13 protein-coding genes and 3 tRNA genes are annotated in these 17,390 nt (G+C 49.2%); 6 read left to right on the forward strand and 10 right to left on the reverse strand.

The window, feature by feature from the left end:
• Positions 1–16: 16 nt before the first annotated feature.
• Together MMG03_RS00060 and hemW are read right to left on the reverse strand one after the other, a co-directional pair.
• Positions 17–2,740: a hypothetical protein gene (locus MMG03_RS00060; protein WP_249505336.1), complete on the reverse strand. Its 2,724-nt coding sequence runs from the start codon at positions 2,738–2,740 to the stop codon at positions 17–19.
• 155 nt (positions 2,741–2,895) lie between these two features.
• On the reverse strand, positions 2,896–4,041 hold the full coding sequence (hemW, locus tag MMG03_RS00065; RefSeq protein WP_263859243.1) for a radical SAM family heme chaperone HemW: 1,146 nt from the start codon (positions 4,039–4,041) through the stop codon (positions 2,896–2,898).
• A gap of 102 nt (positions 4,042–4,143) precedes the next feature.
• Between hemW and MMG03_RS00070 the strand changes: the two genes are divergently transcribed.
• The 5 genes from MMG03_RS00070 (at position 4,144) to MMG03_RS00090 (ending at position 6,230) form a co-directional block, all read left to right on the forward strand.
• Positions 4,144–4,287: a hypothetical protein gene (locus MMG03_RS00070; protein ID WP_158535411.1), complete on the forward strand. Its 144-nt coding sequence runs from the start codon at positions 4,144–4,146 to the stop codon at positions 4,285–4,287.
• 13 nt (positions 4,288–4,300) lie between these two features.
• Entirely contained in the window at positions 4,301–5,395 is a 1,095-nt protein-coding gene (locus MMG03_RS00075; RefSeq protein WP_073155852.1) for an adenylate/guanylate cyclase domain-containing protein, read from the forward strand.
• 75 nt (positions 5,396–5,470) lie between these two features.
• Positions 5,471–5,543 (forward strand) — tRNA-Gly (locus MMG03_RS00080).
• A gap of 175 nt (positions 5,544–5,718) precedes the next feature.
• Positions 5,719–5,791: transfer RNA gene (locus MMG03_RS00085), tRNA-Gly, on the forward strand.
• An 85-nt stretch (positions 5,792–5,876) separates the two neighbouring features.
• The gene (locus MMG03_RS00090; RefSeq protein ID WP_249505338.1) at positions 5,877–6,230 is read left to right on the forward strand and encodes a hypothetical protein; all 354 of its coding nucleotides are present in this window, start codon (positions 5,877–5,879) and stop codon (positions 6,228–6,230) included.
• Between the two features lie 45 nt (positions 6,231–6,275).
• On the opposite strand, the gene nrdG is transcribed toward MMG03_RS00090, so the two are convergent.
• The 3 genes from nrdG to MMG03_RS00105 form a co-directional block, all read right to left on the reverse strand.
• Positions 6,276–6,881 (reverse strand): anaerobic ribonucleoside-triphosphate reductase activating protein, encoded by a 606-nt coding sequence (nrdG, locus tag MMG03_RS00095; protein WP_249505339.1) that lies wholly within the window; start codon positions 6,879–6,881, stop codon positions 6,276–6,278.
• Positions 6,882–7,009: 128 nt separating this feature from the next.
• Positions 7,010–7,168 (reverse strand): anaerobic ribonucleoside-triphosphate reductase, encoded by a 159-nt coding sequence (gene nrdD / locus MMG03_RS00100; protein WP_073155847.1) that lies wholly within the window; start codon positions 7,166–7,168, stop codon positions 7,010–7,012.
• Positions 7,169–7,269: 101 nt separating this feature from the next.
• Entirely contained in the window at positions 7,270–9,600 is a 2,331-nt protein-coding gene (locus tag MMG03_RS00105) for an anaerobic ribonucleoside triphosphate reductase (RefSeq protein ID WP_073282858.1), read from the reverse strand.
• A gap of 508 nt (positions 9,601–10,108) precedes the next feature.
• On the opposite strand from MMG03_RS00105, the gene MMG03_RS00110 reads away from it, so the two are divergent.
• Positions 10,109–11,101 (forward strand): T9SS type A sorting domain-containing protein, encoded by a 993-nt coding sequence (locus MMG03_RS00110; RefSeq protein WP_249505340.1) that lies wholly within the window; start codon positions 10,109–10,111, stop codon positions 11,099–11,101.
• 236 nt (positions 11,102–11,337) lie between these two features.
• On the opposite strand, the gene MMG03_RS00115 is transcribed toward MMG03_RS00110, so the two are convergent.
• From MMG03_RS00115 to MMG03_RS00135, 5 genes are all read right to left on the reverse strand, one after another.
• Positions 11,338–11,410, reverse strand: a tRNA-Gly gene (locus tag MMG03_RS00115).
• A gap of 86 nt (positions 11,411–11,496) precedes the next feature.
• A complete protein-coding gene (locus MMG03_RS00120) occupies positions 11,497–12,993 on the reverse strand; it encodes a sodium:solute symporter (protein WP_073155839.1) in 1,497 nt (498 codons plus the stop codon).
• Positions 12,994–13,011: 18 nt separating this feature from the next.
• Positions 13,012–14,844 carry a diguanylate cyclase gene (locus MMG03_RS00125; RefSeq protein ID WP_073155836.1) on the reverse strand — a complete coding sequence of 611 codons (1,833 nt, stop codon included), beginning with the start codon at positions 14,842–14,844 and terminating at the stop codon, positions 13,012–13,014.
• A 7-nt stretch (positions 14,845–14,851) separates the two neighbouring features.
• Positions 14,852–15,937, reverse strand: a complete 1,086-nt coding sequence (locus tag MMG03_RS00130) for an LptF/LptG family permease (protein ID WP_073155833.1) — start codon at positions 15,935–15,937, stop codon at positions 14,852–14,854.
• Positions 15,934–17,346 carry an LptF/LptG family permease gene (locus MMG03_RS00135; RefSeq protein WP_073155830.1) on the reverse strand — a complete coding sequence of 471 codons (1,413 nt, stop codon included), beginning with the start codon at positions 17,344–17,346 and terminating at the stop codon, positions 15,934–15,936. The genes MMG03_RS00130 and MMG03_RS00135 overlap by 4 nt, the downstream gene beginning before the upstream one ends.
• Between the last annotated feature and the right edge of the window lie 44 nt (positions 17,347–17,390).

Raw genomic sequence — 17,390 nt, forward strand, 5'->3', positions numbered from 1 at the left:
CCCTCTGAAATCGTCCCTAGTGCTTAGTTGCGGAAACGCCCCATCTAAAGACTCTTTCAACTTTAAAATCTTCCTCTGCGCCGTACACGCGAATATTAAACTTTGCCAAATAGATACCGACGCCAACCTTACGGCCATTGTCGGAACGCATATTCCAGCGAACATACAACTTATCCGGATTTTCAAGGCAATTGCCGTCAAAGAACGGATCGTCGCAATCAATCTTGCCCGAGGCGTGTCCAACATATGCGCCAAGGTTTGTATACACATACAATTCCCACTTCAATCCGATTTTATCGATATCCACCTTGGACACACCATCAGAACCATTCTTCATAATGGTTGCAAAGCTGACATCCATCAGGACACCCAGAGAAGCCTTCTGTTCTTCGCTCAGTTCAGATTCCACATGGTCAAGAGTAAAGGGCTTTGCTCTTTCGCTCAGTTCTTCCATGCGGTTCAAGTCTGCCATAGAGGTTGTCTTCATAACCACACGAGGATCGCCCTTCACCATCACAGGAGGAGTGACTTCGGCAACGTTATTGCCCTCGAGATCCTTCAAGCCAGAAGTGAAGTTGTCAAAGCGAACAGAATCTGCAGGATTCATACGGCTAGTCAGATCAGCTCCTGCTTCCATCATAAAGGTAACGGTACGTCCATCGTTACTCCACTGAGCATCACTCAAGTCGTAATGGACCCATTCCCCATCCACATAGAAGGCGAGGCAGTCATCGGTCAAGTTAAAGTTCTTATAATCGATGGGTTCAGAGAAGGTAACAGTAAAGCGATCCGGTTCCATTTCCTGGAAAGACTCAGGATTCAGGAAGGTCGTGGAAATAACAGGCGGCATATAGTCGTGCATTCCACAGAGTGTTTCTTCTTCGGTCTTTTCGCCGTCAATAGTAACCTTATTGATCAGCTTGGCATAGCCATATTCCTTACCCTTAGAAGAAACGGAATCAATAGAAGTCAGCATCGGCTTGATGTTGTACTTATCTGGATCCAGGGCATAACCAACCACCAGTCCATCGTCAGAAATGACCAGGTCATAGATGCTAGTCGGAACAATTTCAACAACATCACCATCCTTATCCAACCAGTAGAACTTCAATTCCAGATTCTTCAAGTCATCTTCTGTAATAGGAGTGCTGAAGCCCAGAGAAACACTATCCATACGGCCGTCACCATCTCGATCATAGAAGCCGTTGTTTTCGTTGTCTGCATAAACACGGCCAGCGTTGTCAACAGGAACTTCCTTATTGTTCTTGGACGTAGGCACACCGTCAGCTGAAGTCAGGATGCCGTCGGGGCACTTATCCTTGCCGCAAACGGTTTCAATCTTGATCATGTCACCAACTTCAACCACGCCAGTCTTCACAACGAAGGTCCAGACATTGCCATCCTTCTTGACGGCATTGACATCAATGGCTTCTCCATTCAGGACCAGGCCACGACCAGAAGTCCAGGATTCATCCATGTCCTTGTTGAAACGGACAACCAGGGTGTCAGTCTTACCATTGCCCTTGATCAGGGATGCAGACTGGATGGCGGCGCCGATGCTATCCTTCAGATCGGTCTTCAGGGTATCGCAGCGGTTGCCCAAGGTGGAACATACATAGGCCTTAACAGCACCGGTAGCGGAATCCTTCTGAAGTTTCACGCTCACATCGGGCAGGCCAAAGATATCTCCATTCTTATTTTCCTTGACATCGCCGGAATACTTCTTGAAAGATTCATCATCAGGCCAGCTGTAGTAGAAGCTGTCCACAGACACAGAATCCATATTGCCGCTGAACCAGGTAGCAATGCTATCGCCAATACCATCACCATCGGTATCATAAATGGCAGCACCGTCCAGAGAAGGCATATCCGGATTCTTGAACTGCAATTCGCCGGGGAACTTCTCATCCACAAGGAACTTGGTCTTGCCAGAGGAGTCCTTACCATCATCAAAGCCACCAAGAGTGAAGGTGGAACCATCGGTAACGGCCTTTGTTGCCACAACCAGGAAGCTGGACTTACCGTTTTCGATTTTCAGACGGACTGATCCATCACTCAAGGTCAGGTCGGAACCACTGGGGCTCAGGAACTTGAGGGATTTGCTATCGCCAAAAGCAGAGAAGAAGAAAGTCCTTTCAAGAGTGGAGTCCGTTCTGTCAGCCTGGGGGCCATAGGGAATAACAGCACGCACGTCAACTTTTACAGTATCGCCAACCTTGTAGTCCAGTTTAGACACATCGGTTATGACCTTACCATCAATGCTGTATTCCAGTTCCGGGGCATAGAAGTTATAGACAAGACTTACAATGGGATCGATATCCGATTCGGAGACTGCAGTACCCAGTTGGAAGTTCTCATAAGCGTAGTGGCCATAAATATTGACTTCGACAACAGAATCCGCACCGGAATTCACAGGAGTGAGATTTTTTATCTGAGTGGAGTCAGAAGCCTTGGTAACGGTCAGAGTGTCAGTGCTAACTTCCTTAGGGATGTAAACCAGGAAGTCCTTGTAAGGGATAGCATTCTTTCTCATGATGGCAGAATCCGGATCCACCACATAAAGCACTGCTGTTCGGGTAGACCAGATTCGGGCGTACTTGCAGCGGACGTCCGGTGTTGCCTTGGGGTCATTCTTGTTGTAGTTGACGCAGTCTACATTTTCGGCAAAGGCCGCTGTCAAGCAAATCAACAGGAGCAATAACGCCCACATAGCGGAGATATGTGACTTAAACAACTGCATCTTAAACCTCTAATCCAATTCAAAATTCAATAACAGGAGAAAAATGCATCCTTCTTTATGCAAATTCTCTTTTACAAAGATATGTTTTTTTTAAGAAAAAGCAAAAGGGGTTTACGCCTTTGTGACTTGAATCTCACGCTATTTTACAGTTTCATTTATTCCAATTCAGAATAGGAATTAGCCAAGTCCGTAACGATTTCATCCATAAAAATCCAACCTCGGCCGCAAAGCTTTAGGCGGTCATGATTTTCCATCGAAACGAACCCCTTCTTAAGCCATTTTTCGTATGAAGAGGGTGGCAGACGCACTCCAAATGAGCTAAGTCCTTGAAGATCAAGGCCTGACGACTGTCTTAATGACAGCCAGAGGAGTTCCATGAGCACATCCTCATCATTTAATTTATCAGTAGTAAGTCGGGATTCCGGTGCCCCCTCACGGACAAAATCCCTCCATCGAGGGTACATCTCCGGTGCATAGAAACGGGTGTTTCCCAAAAAACTATGGGCTCCCGGGCCAAAACCGGCATATTCTCCCCGGGACCAATAGTTCCGGTTATGGATGCTTTCGTAACCAGGGCGGGCAAAATTTGAGACTTCGTAACGTTCAAATCCTTTTCGACCAAGAAGTTCAACGCCGTTCAAGTACATTTCTTCATACAAATCTTCATCGATATTCAGCAGCCCCTTTGACACCTTTTGCCCTAACATAGACCTAGGCGAAACAGTTAGACCGTAAAAACTGATGTGATTCAAGTTAAAATCGGACAGCCGATCCACATCATTCAGGAAACTTCTAACAGTCTGACCGGGAAGATTGAACATCAAATCCCCAGAAACCTGAGCGCCGGAAGAAGTCAACAAGTCAAGAGCCTGGATACCCGATTCCACAGAGTGGGAACGGCCTATGGTGGTCAACAAATTCCCGTCAAATGTCTGTAACCCCAGACTAAAACGTCGAACTCCAAGTTCCAAAGCCTTCTCTACCGTATGCTTTCGGGTAGATTCCGGGTTAAATTCCATGGAAACTTCTTTTAGGGAGTCAACATCCACCCCCAAAGACCTCAAACAGCCAAAGATCTGGCTCAGGCAGTCCAACGGAAGAATCGACGGGGTTCCCCCACCGAGGTATAAGGTTTGCGCCGTCTTTAGCAATCCCGGATGGGCGGCATCAAAAAATTCAACCTCACGGCAAAGTAGATCCGTATACTCCTGATAGAGCTTCGGAAACGCAGGCATCACGTGAAAATCGCAATAATCGCAAATTTTCGCGCAAAAAGGGATGTGAATATACAGTCCAAACATTTTTTTTACAACAGAATCTACTACTTTTAGAGAAACATTCACTGAAATTTAGATTATATAAGGTATATGGAGAATAACGAAAAGAAGAATTGGAAAAAGAAAATGAGGAAGCGCCTTCCCCTCATTCTCTTTTTGACGCTTTCTACCGTCATTTTCTTCTTGGCATCAACCCTTCTGCTGGACGACTCCTACAAAGACATCGTCATCATTGCCATGATCTGGGCCCTGCCGTTATTCATTCATTGACCGGGATACTCCTATGGCAATGACACGCATGACACAGCGTAAATTCAAGGCGATCTGTTTCTACATCCTGTCATGGATTGTAGTTTCTATGGGTGCGACGGCCTTGTCTACCTACGGAAACATCGACGGCATGGACCCCACCAGATTGCTATTCATGTTGCAGTTGTCCCTGTTCACAGGTCTGTCCCACGGCATCTACGACGTGGTGATTCTTCAGGACGAAATGGACAGCCGCCCCGTGGCCACGTCCTTGTTAATCCGTTCCTGGTTTTTCTTGTCTAGCATTTGCGTCAACTTGATGCTCTGCATTCTAATCTGGTACATCGACAGCCGCGAAGGTCTTGTCAACGAGAATGCACTGCGCCAGGTACAGGCCGCATTTAAGGAACACGGTAACCAGGTTCTGATTGTCGGCTTGTTCCTCCTGGGCCACTTGATTACATTCGTCCGTTCAGTCCACAAAAAATTCGGATCTAGAGTCTTCATCAACACGGTCCTAGGCAAATACCAGGATCCAGTGGAAGAGGACCTGGTATTCATGTTCATCGACTTGAAGAATTCCACCACCATCTGTGAAGAACTGGGCAACATCAAATACAGCAACTTTATTCGAGACTACTACAAGCTTTTATCGAACTGTTGCGAAGAAAATCATGGAGAAATCTATCAGATTGCAGGCGATGGAGCCTTTATTACCTGGAAAACAAGTGCTTGTCGCAGCAGGGCAAGACCATTGAACTGCTTCTATGACTTCAAGGAATGCCTACACAACACCAAAAGACGCTTTTTGAGACGCTACGGAATTGCCCCAGACTTTAAGGCTGCGGCCCATTGCGGACAAGTGATCGCCACTGAGGTGGGAAACTTCGGAAGTGAAATGGCATACCATGGAGACGTTCTGAATACGACCGCCCGAATCCAGACGCTCTGTTCAAAGTTAGGCCAGGATTTCCTGATTTCGGAAGACCTGTTCGCCAAGCTCCCCCTCCCCTTGCCTCACAATTTCATGTGTTCCAAGGCAGGTCTTTTTGAACTTCGCGGAAAGAGAAACGGTACTTTGATATTCTCCTTGCAGCTGCCAGACTCTTTTAAAATCACGGAAGAATAATTTTCAAAAAAATTAAATAAAATCTGAAAAGACCCTTTACAAGCTAAAAAAAAATAGTTAAATATGGCGCACCCCGCGGGAATAGCTCAGTTGGTAGAGCACGACCTTGCCAAGGTCGGGGTCGAGGGTCCGAGTCCCTTTTCCCGCTCGAAAATGTGAAAAGACATCCGAATGGATGTCTTTTCTTTTTTATGTCGTGATGAGGTGGAATCGGGCGCGAGACCCCTCGGGATCGGAGGTGCAGACAATACTCAAAAAAAATTTAAAGAAAACGCCACATCCCTTTACAAACCTCAAAAAAATATCTATATATGGGTCACCCCGCGGGAATAGCTCAGTTGGTAGAGCACGACCTTGCCAAGGTCGGGGTCGAGGGTCCGAGTCCCTTTTCCCGCTCGAAAACAAAAGAACCACTCAACGAGTGGTTCTTTTTGCCTTTTTTGCAATTTCGATTTTTGCCGACCCTACAGTTTCCATATTCGTGAAGGACGCTTCCGAAATTGAAAACTTAAGAGCCGACCTTTCTGAACTAAAGGAAAGCCTTGGAGAAGAAAACGAAGCACTCAACAAGTTAATTGAGCAGGCTAACCGTATCGGCATCATGAACGACCGATGCCAAATGCTTTCTATCAACGACATTCTCGATGATAGTTGCGGCAAGTTCTATGCAGTGGAACTCCCGGAATTCGAAGCGAATTACATGGAAGTGACAGGAGAAATCCGTCTAGGATCCATGACCATGTCGAACAATTTGGAACAGCGCACCCAGCAAATTGACGCCTGTGCAGAAGCCCCGTCCGCTGCATACAAGATTAGCTCAACTAAAGAAAACTAGACTCACAGCCTTAATAAAAAAGCCCAGGATTTAATCCTGGGTTTTCTATTCAAATAAATCCGGGTGTTCCTGCATTTCGTCCAGCTGAATCTGATGAAGGACGGCACGGCCCTGAGTCAAGCTGCTCTGGACATCGATAAGGCGCTGATTCTTGGAACCACGGAACTTGAGACTAAGGCTGCGTTGGGCCAAAACGAAGGGCCCATCCACCAGGATATCCGCAAAGGTCAGCAGTTCCATGCAATCCGGACGCTGTTCCCGGTGCGCGACGATGTACTCATAAGTATAGCCGGTGAAGACGACCAGATTCAGCCCACGTTCCTTGATTTCGCGGGCCAGGGGAACCAGAGTGGCCGCCTGTTCCATAGGATCGCCACCGCTAAAGGTAACACCATCCAGCAGAGGGTTCTCTTCGATCATGGAAAGGATTTCCGCCAGGGAAATCAAATGGCCGCCATTGAAATCATGGGTCTGGGGATTGTGGCATTCCAGACAATGGTGCTTACAGCCCTGGGTAAAGATGGAAAAACGAATGCCGGGACCGTCTACAAAGGATTCCGCCTCGATGCCAGCAATTCGGAGATTCTTGCCCTCAAAACCTTCGGGCACGGGCAAGCCCAAATCTTCACGATCTTCTTCCTGATAGTCCATCCTTGCACCTTTACATCCGACGAATATTCAACAGGGAGCCTTTACAATTTACGGCTCCCTATCTCAAAGATACAAAAAAAGCCCACGGGTTCCCTTACAAAACGCAAGAAATGCCGCAGGCTATTCAATTAGGCGTCGCCGCAGCAGCCGTGCTTGACACGGTCAGCGACTTCAGCGCGCTTTGCGTTGTTAAAACGATCTACGGTACCCACCAGGTAACCGGTAATGCGACGGATACGTTCGAAGCTTACGCCTTCGCCATACATGGATTTTTCTTTTTCGCTCATTTTTTTCTCCTTGACTAATTCAAGCCTAGTTCGTTTTCCTCTTATCTTGTTCCCTTCAAACCTCTTTGGCCATTATAGCCAATTCCGTGCCAAAAACCGCCCTAGCGAATTCCCAGGAATGCTGGCATGCCCGGGAACTTCTTGCGAAGTTCCTCGATCTTCTGAGGATCGATGGCGTGACCATCTGCGCGACCGCAACGGGGGCAGCAGTCATTGATGACGCCGACGTAACCGCAAACGGGGTCACGGTCAACCGGGTGGTTAATAGAGCCGTAGCCAATGCCGGACTTTGCCATAAAGCGAACGATCTTTTCGAAAGCATCCAGATTCTGGGTCGGATCGCCATCCATTTCGATGTAGCTGATATGGCCCGCATTGGTGAGGGCGTGGTACGGAGCTTCAAGTTCAATCTTCTTGAATGCGCTAATCTTGTAGTATACCGGCACATGGAAGGAGTTGGTATAGTAATCGCGGTCGGTAACGCCCGGAATAACGCCAAACTTCTTCTTGTCCATACGGAGGAAGCGGCCAGAGAGGCCTTCTGCGGGAGTAGCGAACAGGGTGATGTTCACGCCCAGACGCTTGGATTCGCTATCGCAGAATTCACGCATGTGCTGTACAATTTCGAGACCCAGGCGCTGAGAAGCCTCAGATTCGCCGTGGTGCTTTCCGGTGAGAGCCACCAGAGTTTCGGCAAGGCCGATAAAGCCGATAGAAAGCGTGCCATCCTTAAGAACTTCGCGAACTTCGTCGTTCCAGCCAAGCTTATCGGAACCAATCCAGATGCCCTGACCCATGAGGAAGGGGAAGTTCTTGACGCGCTTGCGGCACTGGACTTCCATACGTTCCAGGAGCTGATCGCGGACCAGAGCCAGCATACGGTCCAGTTCCTTGTAGAACAGATCCAGGCTCTTCATCTTGATTGCGATGCGAGGAAGGTTGATGGAAGTAAAGCTCAGGTTGCCACGACCGAAGGTAATTTCGTGATCGGGGCGTGCAGAGTTACCGATAACGCGGGTACGGCACCCCATGTAAGCAATTTCAGTTTCGGGATGGCCCGGCTTGTAGTACTGCAGATTGTACGGAGCATCCTGGAAGCTGAAGTTGGGGAAAAGTCTCTTTGCGGAAACACGGCAGGCCAACTTGAACAGGTCATAGTTGGGATCACCCGGATTCATGCTGACGCCTTCCTTGACACGGAAAATCTGGATGGGGAAGATTGCGGTTTCGCCACCACCCAGACCTTCTTCAGTGGTAAGGAGCAGGTTGCGCATGACCATCTGGGCTTCGGGAGCGGTACACATACCGTAGTTGATGCTGGAGAACGGAGTCTGGGCACCGGCACGGCTGTGCATAGAGTTCAAATTATGCACGAAAGCTTCCATAGCCTGGAAGGTAGCCTTGTCCGTTTCTTCGTAAGCCTGCTTTTCGGCAAACTTCTGGGCATGCATGGTAGTTTCAACGCCGTAGGTCTTGGAAAGTTCGTGTGTTTCGGTTTCAACGAAGCGTTCGTTGGGAACCAAAGTTGCAACCATTCCCATTTCAGCCATTTCTTCGTGAAGCTTCTTGACTACGGGGCGAACTTCTTCTTCGCTCTTGCCAGCCAGAAGCATAAGGGCCTTGACCATGTTGTTCAGGTAGGCCTTGCGATAAGTAATGCGGACGCCATCGGCCATGGCGTAATCAAAGTTAGGAACAGCCTGACCGCCATGCTGGTCGTTCTGGTTAGACTGAATGGCAATAGCAGCCAATGCGGCGTAGCTACGGATATCCTTGGGTTCACGGAGGTGGCCATGACCGGTATTAAAGCCATTCTTGAAAAGCTTCAGCAGGTCGATCTGGCAGCAAGTCATGGTGAGGGCGTAGAAGTCCAGATCATGGATATGGATATCGCCTTCGGAGTGAGCACGGCTGTGTTCCGGCTTCAGCATCATCATGGTGTAGAAATGCTTAGCAGATTCGGAACCGTACTTGAGCATGGTGCCCATGGCGGTATCGCCATCGATATTTGCGTTTTCGCGCTTGAGATCGGATTCCTTTGCAGAACTGAAAGTAATGTCGCGGAGGGTGTGCATAAGGCGAGTGTTCACTTCACGAACACGGGTACGTTCTGCACGGTATAGGATGTAGCTCTTAACGGTATCGGCATAGCCGCCTTCAGTAAGGGCCTTTTCTACAGCATCCTGGATTTCTTCAATATCGGGGGAACTCTTGCCGCTGGCTTCCAAAAGGGAAACAGCTTCGGCGGAAACCTTGAGAGCGGTGCTGTTAAGAATATCATCGTTGCCGAGGAGGCTCATCTGGCTCTGCGCGGCCTTGATCTGATCATCAAGTTCGCCGGAGGCACGGAATGCCTTAACAATGGCGTCAGCAATCTTTTCGATATTAAACGGCATTTCTCTGCCGTCGCGCTTCTTAACAGAAACAATCATCGTCATCCCTTCGGCCAGCCGACACAAAATATCGAATCTAGCCCCGCAAAAATCGTATTATTCTCTTCAATCCTATCGTGTCAATCACCGAAATCAGTCTACCAAAACCGCCTTTTTTCCTGAATACTCAAGCAAAACGCCAATTTCTTACAATAAACTTTTTATTTCGCGATTTCACTACATCTTGTGTTCAAGCACCACACCCAACCACAAGATGTGGCCTACAAGATAATAAAACATAACTCCCTTGTGGATGTTATTTCTTAAAATTTTCAAAAAATTTTCTGAGTTTTCCTCAACGGCAAGCCTATCAACAATCTGTAAACACAGCATATTTTTAACGCATCAATCGCTAACTCTTTATATCATAAGTAGTTAGACTAAAGTAGCATTTTCGTAAGTTTTCTACAAACTAAAATTAAACTTTTTCTTTACAAAAGTTTTGCTTTTTCTCAAAAATAAAGTATACTCAGGGTATAACCTTAGGGATGGTTAAGGAGATACAAAAATGAATAAAAAAATCATTGTCGCTGCAGTCGCAGCATTATCCGCCGTTTCCATGGCAGAAACCGTCAACAACGATATCTGGTTCAACGGAACAAGTCAAATCGCCAACACCACAAAAGAAAGCCTGGAACCCAATTACGAGAATCCCTCTTACTGGTATGATTACGACGACCGTGCCAACGATAAAGGCGGTTCCTACATTAAGTACCTCTACGATTCTACCGGCAATTACGGCTCTTTCATCCAGCCAATGATCGACAGTTTGGGTTACATCTTTGTAAAGTATGTACTTGTGGACCCAACTACCACAGGTCAAAATGAAGAATACCCATACAATTTCGTCGGAATGGGCTTCAACCTTGTAGGTGCAGCACAGGACCCCCTCGACATAACCTCCGCCGAGGGTCTCTGCGCCACATACACATCAGATGATGACGTCACATTGACGATTGACGCAGACGGCACAGGCAACGCCTCCTGTTCAGCCAAGCTAACCAAAACAGCCACCCCGACTTTGGTCGATCTGGACTTCAGCAAATTCAGCCAACCCACGTGGACACCTGCAGCACAGAAGGTTTCCAGTTGTGCTGAAGCTTTTGCAAAGGCAACCGCGGTCAAATTCCAAATTGACGGACAGGCTTCCGACGCCCAGGGCGCATTGCGCATTTTCGAGGTCGGTCCCAAGGGAACTTGTAAGGGAGAAAAGGCTGTTTCCCAGAAAGAAAAGTCTGCAAACTCCTGTGACCATCACGCAGACCCAGACGCCATTTCTCAGAAGGCAGTCTCTGCAGCAAACGCAAGCCTTTCTGGCAGAATCCTTTCCTTTAGCGGAATCAAGAGCGCCTCTTACGAAATTGCAAACGTCCAGGGCCAGGTCGTAAAGAGCGGCAAGGTTGAAGCATCCATCAACTTGGCAGGCCTCAAGGCAGGAATCTACATGGTTCGTATTTCGGGCAAATCCGTAAATATGAACAAGAAGATCCTTCTGAAGTAAAAAGTCATACTTTAAAGAATAGAAAGAGGATTCCGGCAACGGGATCCTCTTTTCGTATGACGAAACGCAGCCGCGGACACCGTAGGCGGGAAAAGGGAATGTTCGTCCGCAGTCTCCGAGGGGTCTCGCACACAATCCGATTTTTGCCGTACCCTCTTCGAGAGGCGCTCGGATTCCCTTCCGCTACTTCAAAAAATGAAAAAAGACATCCATTCGGATGTCTTTTCACATTTTAGAGCGGGAAAAGGGACTCGGACCCTCGACCCCGACCTTGGCAAGGTCGTGCTCTACCAACTGAGCTATTCCCGCGAGGATGGCCCATATATAGCTATTTATTTTTCACTTGTAAAGGGATATGGGCCATTTTTTCAACTTTTTTTTAAAGTTTGCTTTTTTTACCTGCGATTCAACATATTAGCCAGGAAATTTACCCCTACGGCTACCACAATGGTAGTGGTCATGCTGATCAAGGGCATCCAGGGCCAGCTAAAGATTCCGCCGAGAACTGCAGGCACACCGAAAGCGGGGATTCCCTGAACAAGAATCAGGCTACCCATACCGCAGAGGACGGCAATGATGACGCACCAGCCACGAAGTTTCTTGGGACTTTCGTCGCCACCGAACAGTTTATTGGCGAAAAAGGCCAGCAGGAACATGCCCAGCAGCGGTCCTGTAAAGAGGCCCGTAAAGAACACGGCGTTCTTCAAAAGGCTCCCCTGCTGGGTAGCGGCAAAGAGTGCGCCGAACACGCCCAGAACACCCCACAGCACCGTCCAAAGCTTTGCGCGCTTGAGACCGCCCAGGCCTTCATTTTCCTTCCAGCCAAAGAAATCTCTTTCAGAAGTATTGCTGAGAGAATTGATGGCGCCAGAAAGAGAGCTCATGGCGGCTGCACAGATGGCGGCAACAATCAAGCCGGTTACACCCTGGGGCAGACCATTTACGATAAAGTAAGGAAAGACGTCATTCTGTCCGAGACCTGTAGGAAGAGGAGCCGCGTGGGCCGTCTGGTAGTAAACATAAAGGGCGGCACCAACCCAGTAGAACAGGATAGAAACCACAACACCCAACACCATGGAAAGTACGCTGGAACGGTTAGCCGCCTTCACGTCCTTGCAACTGAGGTAGCGTTGTACAAACTGCTGGTCGCAACCGCGGATGGCGATTTCAAGAACGGCGTAGGCAAAGCCTGCGGAAATCAGGGTGCGGGCATTGGAGATATCCAGGCTACCGTCGAACCACTTTGTCTTGCCGGCCTCCCCTGCCATGCGGGCCATTTCGCCAAGGCCACCTACAGAATTGGAAATGATGAGAAGCACCAAGGCGCCACCGCCAAAGAAGACGATGAACTGCATCACGTCGGTCCAGATGACAGCCTTGATACCGCCGAACCAGGTGTAGAAAATGGCCACTGCCGCAGAAACGATAATCGCCACCTTCAGGTCAATGTGCAAAATTTGAGCGAGCACCAGGGACGGAGCGTACAGCAGAATTCCTGTGCGGAGCAACAAGTGCATGCAGTAGAAGATGGCCGCCAGACGACGGACCGGTCTGCTGAAACGAACTTCAAACAATTCGTAGGCGCTACTAATGCCGGAATTCTGGAATCGGGGAATGAAGACCTTCCCCACCACGAAGATACTGATGAAGGCGCCGATCTGGAACATGAGGAAAGTCATGTTGTCGCCATACACATCGGCAGGAGCCCCCAGGAATGTGGTGGCGCTGACGGAGGTGGCGATAAGGCTAATACCAACGGCAATCCAGGGCATGGATCCACCGCCAAGCATGTACTCCTTCAAGTTCTTATTGCCGCGGGAAACCCACAGGCCGATGAAGAGGGAAAACAGCAAATAGGCGGCCAGGACCAGCCAGTCAACTAAAGTAAACATCTTCCCTCCTGAAGGGCTTTATGCTTTGGGAGCCATGGATTCTTCGTCAAGTTCGTAACGGACAACGCGGTTACGGCCGCCTTCCTTGGCGCGATACAGAGCCTGGTCGGCGTTGTTCACGGCCTTCTTCATGTCGTGGAAGTCCGGAGTGACCAGGAAGGCGCCAATGCTGACGGAAACCTTGAGGGGCTTTGTCTGATGGACGTCGATGGCCAGCTTTTCGACAGCCTTGCGGATGCGTTCAGCCTTTTCCATCATACCTTCAGCCGTGGTTTCCACCATGCCCACCACGAATTCTTCACCACCGTAACGGGCCACCACGTCGATATCCTTTCGCATTTCGGAGCTGACGGTGTCGGCGATGCTCTTGATAACCACGTCACCGATGGGATGTCCGTAGGTGTCGTTGACGCGCTTGAAGTGGTCGATGTCCATCATGAGAACGCCGATGTTGTACTTCTTGCGGTCGGCGCGAACCTTTTCGGAGCGCAGACTTTCGTGGAGCGTGCGGTGGTTGATAAGACCGGTGAGGCCGTCGCGCATGGCCAGGTCACGGCCATGCTCGAACTTTCGAGCGCGATCGTAGGCGAAGCCTGCGACGCCAGCGAAGGCCTTGAGCAGTTCCTTTTCGTGTTCGCTATACGGTCTGGAGCTGCTGCTTTCAAGGCAGATGGCCATATCTGCAGTAGCCGCATCTGTTTCGGTAGCCACTGGCATCACGAACAGCTGACGCAAATTCAAGTTACGCTTTTCGTTATCGCTAAGGCGGGGCACATATTCGTTGTAACCCGGAGTAAAGCTGCGTTCCACCGGACGGTTGCGCATCATGGCCAGCACGAAGATACCCTTGTCAGAAAGGGTAAAACGCTTCTCGGAGAACTGACTGGATTCGATACCATCGCAGTACACCACACGTCCAGCACTTTCATTCACCTTATTCATGGCAAGAATCGTCAGACGGTCGTAGGCCACGTTAGCCTTCACGTAGTTGATAATCTGCTTATAGATGTCCTTCACAGTCATGGTCTGGAAGAACTTACGCTGATAGTTGTAAAGACCAGCGTACTGCTGCAGGGCGATATGCTTCTGGGCAGAGTAGAAGCCCTTGTAATCAAGCATGGAAATCGCCTTGGCAATATAAACCAGGGCCTGGGCCGTCTTATCGGTAAATGCGTTAGGCGCAGTGGAATCCAGAACCAGGATACCGACGCGGTTGCCGCTATGGTCCAGCATAGGGACAGCCACCACAGACTTCACCGGAGGATTGTCCAGATAGAACGACAGAACCTTGCTACTAGGCAAATCGCCTTCGAGGATGCGGCTCACACCGGATCTGAACATCTGACTCAGCAGGCTTCCACTTTCCGAAAGGCGTGTGCTGGGATTCACGGACATTTCCTTGTCGTTTACATAATTGCGAACACCCCATTCCCTGGGGTTATTCTGCTGGGTAAACACAATGGCGGTATTCACTCCGGGAACGATGACCTTCAACGCACAAAGCATGTCGGTCATGGCACGGTTAATATCAGCATTGGCACGGGCCCATACCTGGCTCACCTTGAAGGCGGCCTCAGGTTCGTTAGCCCTGTCATGATCATTGCGGAACTCGGAAATCAAATCGGGGGACACAACAGGATTAGTGTTGGTAGATCGGGGCCCGATAGAGATAATGGGAATATTGCTAGTCGGATTCTGGCTGTTAGGACCACCTGCCAGACGAGGACGATTCAACCAGGCCAGTACAAAGGCCACAATGGCAAAGGGAATCAGGAACAGGAGCATTCCACCATGGAACGCCAAGCCAAGCAGAAGACCTGCCACGATAAAAAGTATTTCGGCAACAGACATAGACACCCTATAATCGGAAGGAACGGTACAACATTACTGTCGCCACGCCACCATAGACGAAGTGGCTGATCCATGCCGCCCAGAAAGGCGACAACGCACCATTTTCTCCCATTTTCAATCCTATTCGTTCAAGAATATAATAGCTAAATACAATCAACAGACCAATGCCAAATTTCTGGGAAAGCCCCCCAGAACGGCTATAACGATGGCAAAGTGCGGCACCAATCAGGAGCACAATCAGGTTCATCCAGTGAGCAGACCGCTTAAAGTGCAGTGCGGTTTCCATGGTACGGGTATCTTCACCGGAGCGCTTCAATACCTCGATCCTCTTCTTGACCATTTTGGAATCCATTTCATCGGAAACCTGACGTTCATTAATGAGGTCTTCTGGACGGGTAGAAACTTGGTCACAGGCCTTTTCGCGAACGAACTTGTAGACTTTCACAGAGCCATCTTTCTGGAAGACGCGTCGATGTCCCCGTTCAAACTGCCAGCATCCTTCATCCTCCAGCCAACGGACCACCTTGGCATCAAAGCGTTCCTGGAGGCGACCCTCGTCGCGCAGTAAAAGGAGCACGTCTCGTCCCAGTTTGCTCTTGCCAGAATAATGTCTAAAGAACCAGCTAGCCTTCTCACTGTCGATAAAGGTAAATTCCTGTTTTTCCTTGATGCGGGGATTCTTCTTTTTCTGGGCGTTAGTTTCCATAATTTCCAGACGTTTATGGTTAGCGTCAGGAAGCCAATATTCACTCATTTCATAAGAACCCACCGACACAAGAATTCCAAAAACAAAAATGGGGAACAATGTCTTGAGCGGGCTCTGTCCAGAGCTCTGCATGGCGCTCATTTCCAGGTGGCGAGCCATATTGCCTACGGAAGCCAGGATTGAAATAAAACAGGCCACGGGAGTAATCAAATACACCATGTACGGCAAGTAGCAGACGTAATAGTCCACTGCATCCTTGGTCTCGCGGGTAGACCAGGTCTTGATGTTTCCCACAAAGTCGATAACCACGAACATAAGGACTGCACCAAGAAGCACAATAAGGAACATCTTGAAGAAGTTCCATAGCATGTACCTTGTAAACTTCACCCGAACCTCCCGAAGACTTTCTTGAAGCCCCTACCAAAGAAGCCCTTGACCGCACGAACACCCCTGAAGAACTTGGAGTCTCCCGAGAAGCGGTCACGGACCATGGCGATCGTAATGAAGATACCAAAAATTCCGATAATGATATTGGAAGCCCACATGGCCAGATAAGGACTGACGACCAGACGGTCAGCCAGATTTTCGCCACCAATAAGGCAAATCCAGTAAATCACAAAGAACGATAGACTGTAAAGGATACCTGTACCAATACCACCCTTGCGAGCCATGATTCCCAAAGGCGCCCCAATCAGAATAAAGATAAAGCAGGCCACGCCGGTACTGATTTTCTTCTGGATTTCGACCGTATATTGAGCCTCTCGTTTCAATTCCGCCTCTACACGGCCAAAAGCACGTTCCGTGGTGCGGAGGGCAGACACCTCCTGTACTCGCAGGCGCTGCAGGGACCGGCGGCGTTGGACGGAATCAATCTCGATATTACTTTCCTTGATGTCAGGGACAACGGAGTCACCGACCACATTCTTTTGGAGAGCCACCAACGTACTCAGACGTTTTTCCAGGGCGTCCTTACGGAACTCCACGTACTTCTTTCGCGCGTCATCCACCACATCCTGCATCATCTCAATGGGCATTTCGCGGTCGCTGCGATAACTGCGGTTGCGGCGTTCCAGACGGTCATCCACATTCTTCATGGCCAGATCCTGACTGAAGAATCGGATGCGGAAATAGTTTTCCGGATTATCCGGGTCTGTCATATGGTTTTCGCCACTGCGCAGGCGGAGCATAAGAGTTGCTCCATTGTCAGCGTATTCCATGGAGGCACTGTCGGCATAGACAATACGAGGCGCCCCCTTCTTTTCCATTTCAAAAATTTGAATGCCATACAGGGTACCCGTAGTGGGATCGATATGGTTTACCCAAAGCTGGACCCCCGGGAACTGGGTAATCAGTCGACCCGCATCAATAAAGGCATGGGGCTTCTTGCGGGACACAGCACTCATCAGTTCCACGGAACGGTGGTTGGCCTCGGGCAAGACCCAGTTGTTGAACACCACCATCAGCACCGACACCAGGAGCGAAACAATCAGCACCGGCCTCATCAGGGAAAGGGGAGAAATACCGGCGGCCTTGCAGGCCGTAATTTCCTGGTCTCCGGACAGTCGGCCAAAGGCCATAAGGCTCGCCACAAGAACGGCCATGGGAATAGAAAGGGAAAGCATCCAGGCCAGGTTCAGTACAAAGATTTCAACCACCGTAGAAGTGGGAAGCCCCTTGGACAAGACACTGTCTAGAATTTTGACCAAAAAATCCACTACAAATAGAAACGTAATGCCAAAAAGAGACGCCAGGAAGGGGGCGATCAGCTCTTTCAAGACATAGCGGACTAAAATCATTTTTCTGGACTGCCAATTTTTGCTAATTTACGGCGGTAAAGTTA

The organism is Fibrobacter sp. HC4, assembly GCF_023373925.1.
Taxonomy (GTDB): Bacteria; Fibrobacterota; Fibrobacteria; order Fibrobacterales; family Fibrobacteraceae; genus Fibrobacter.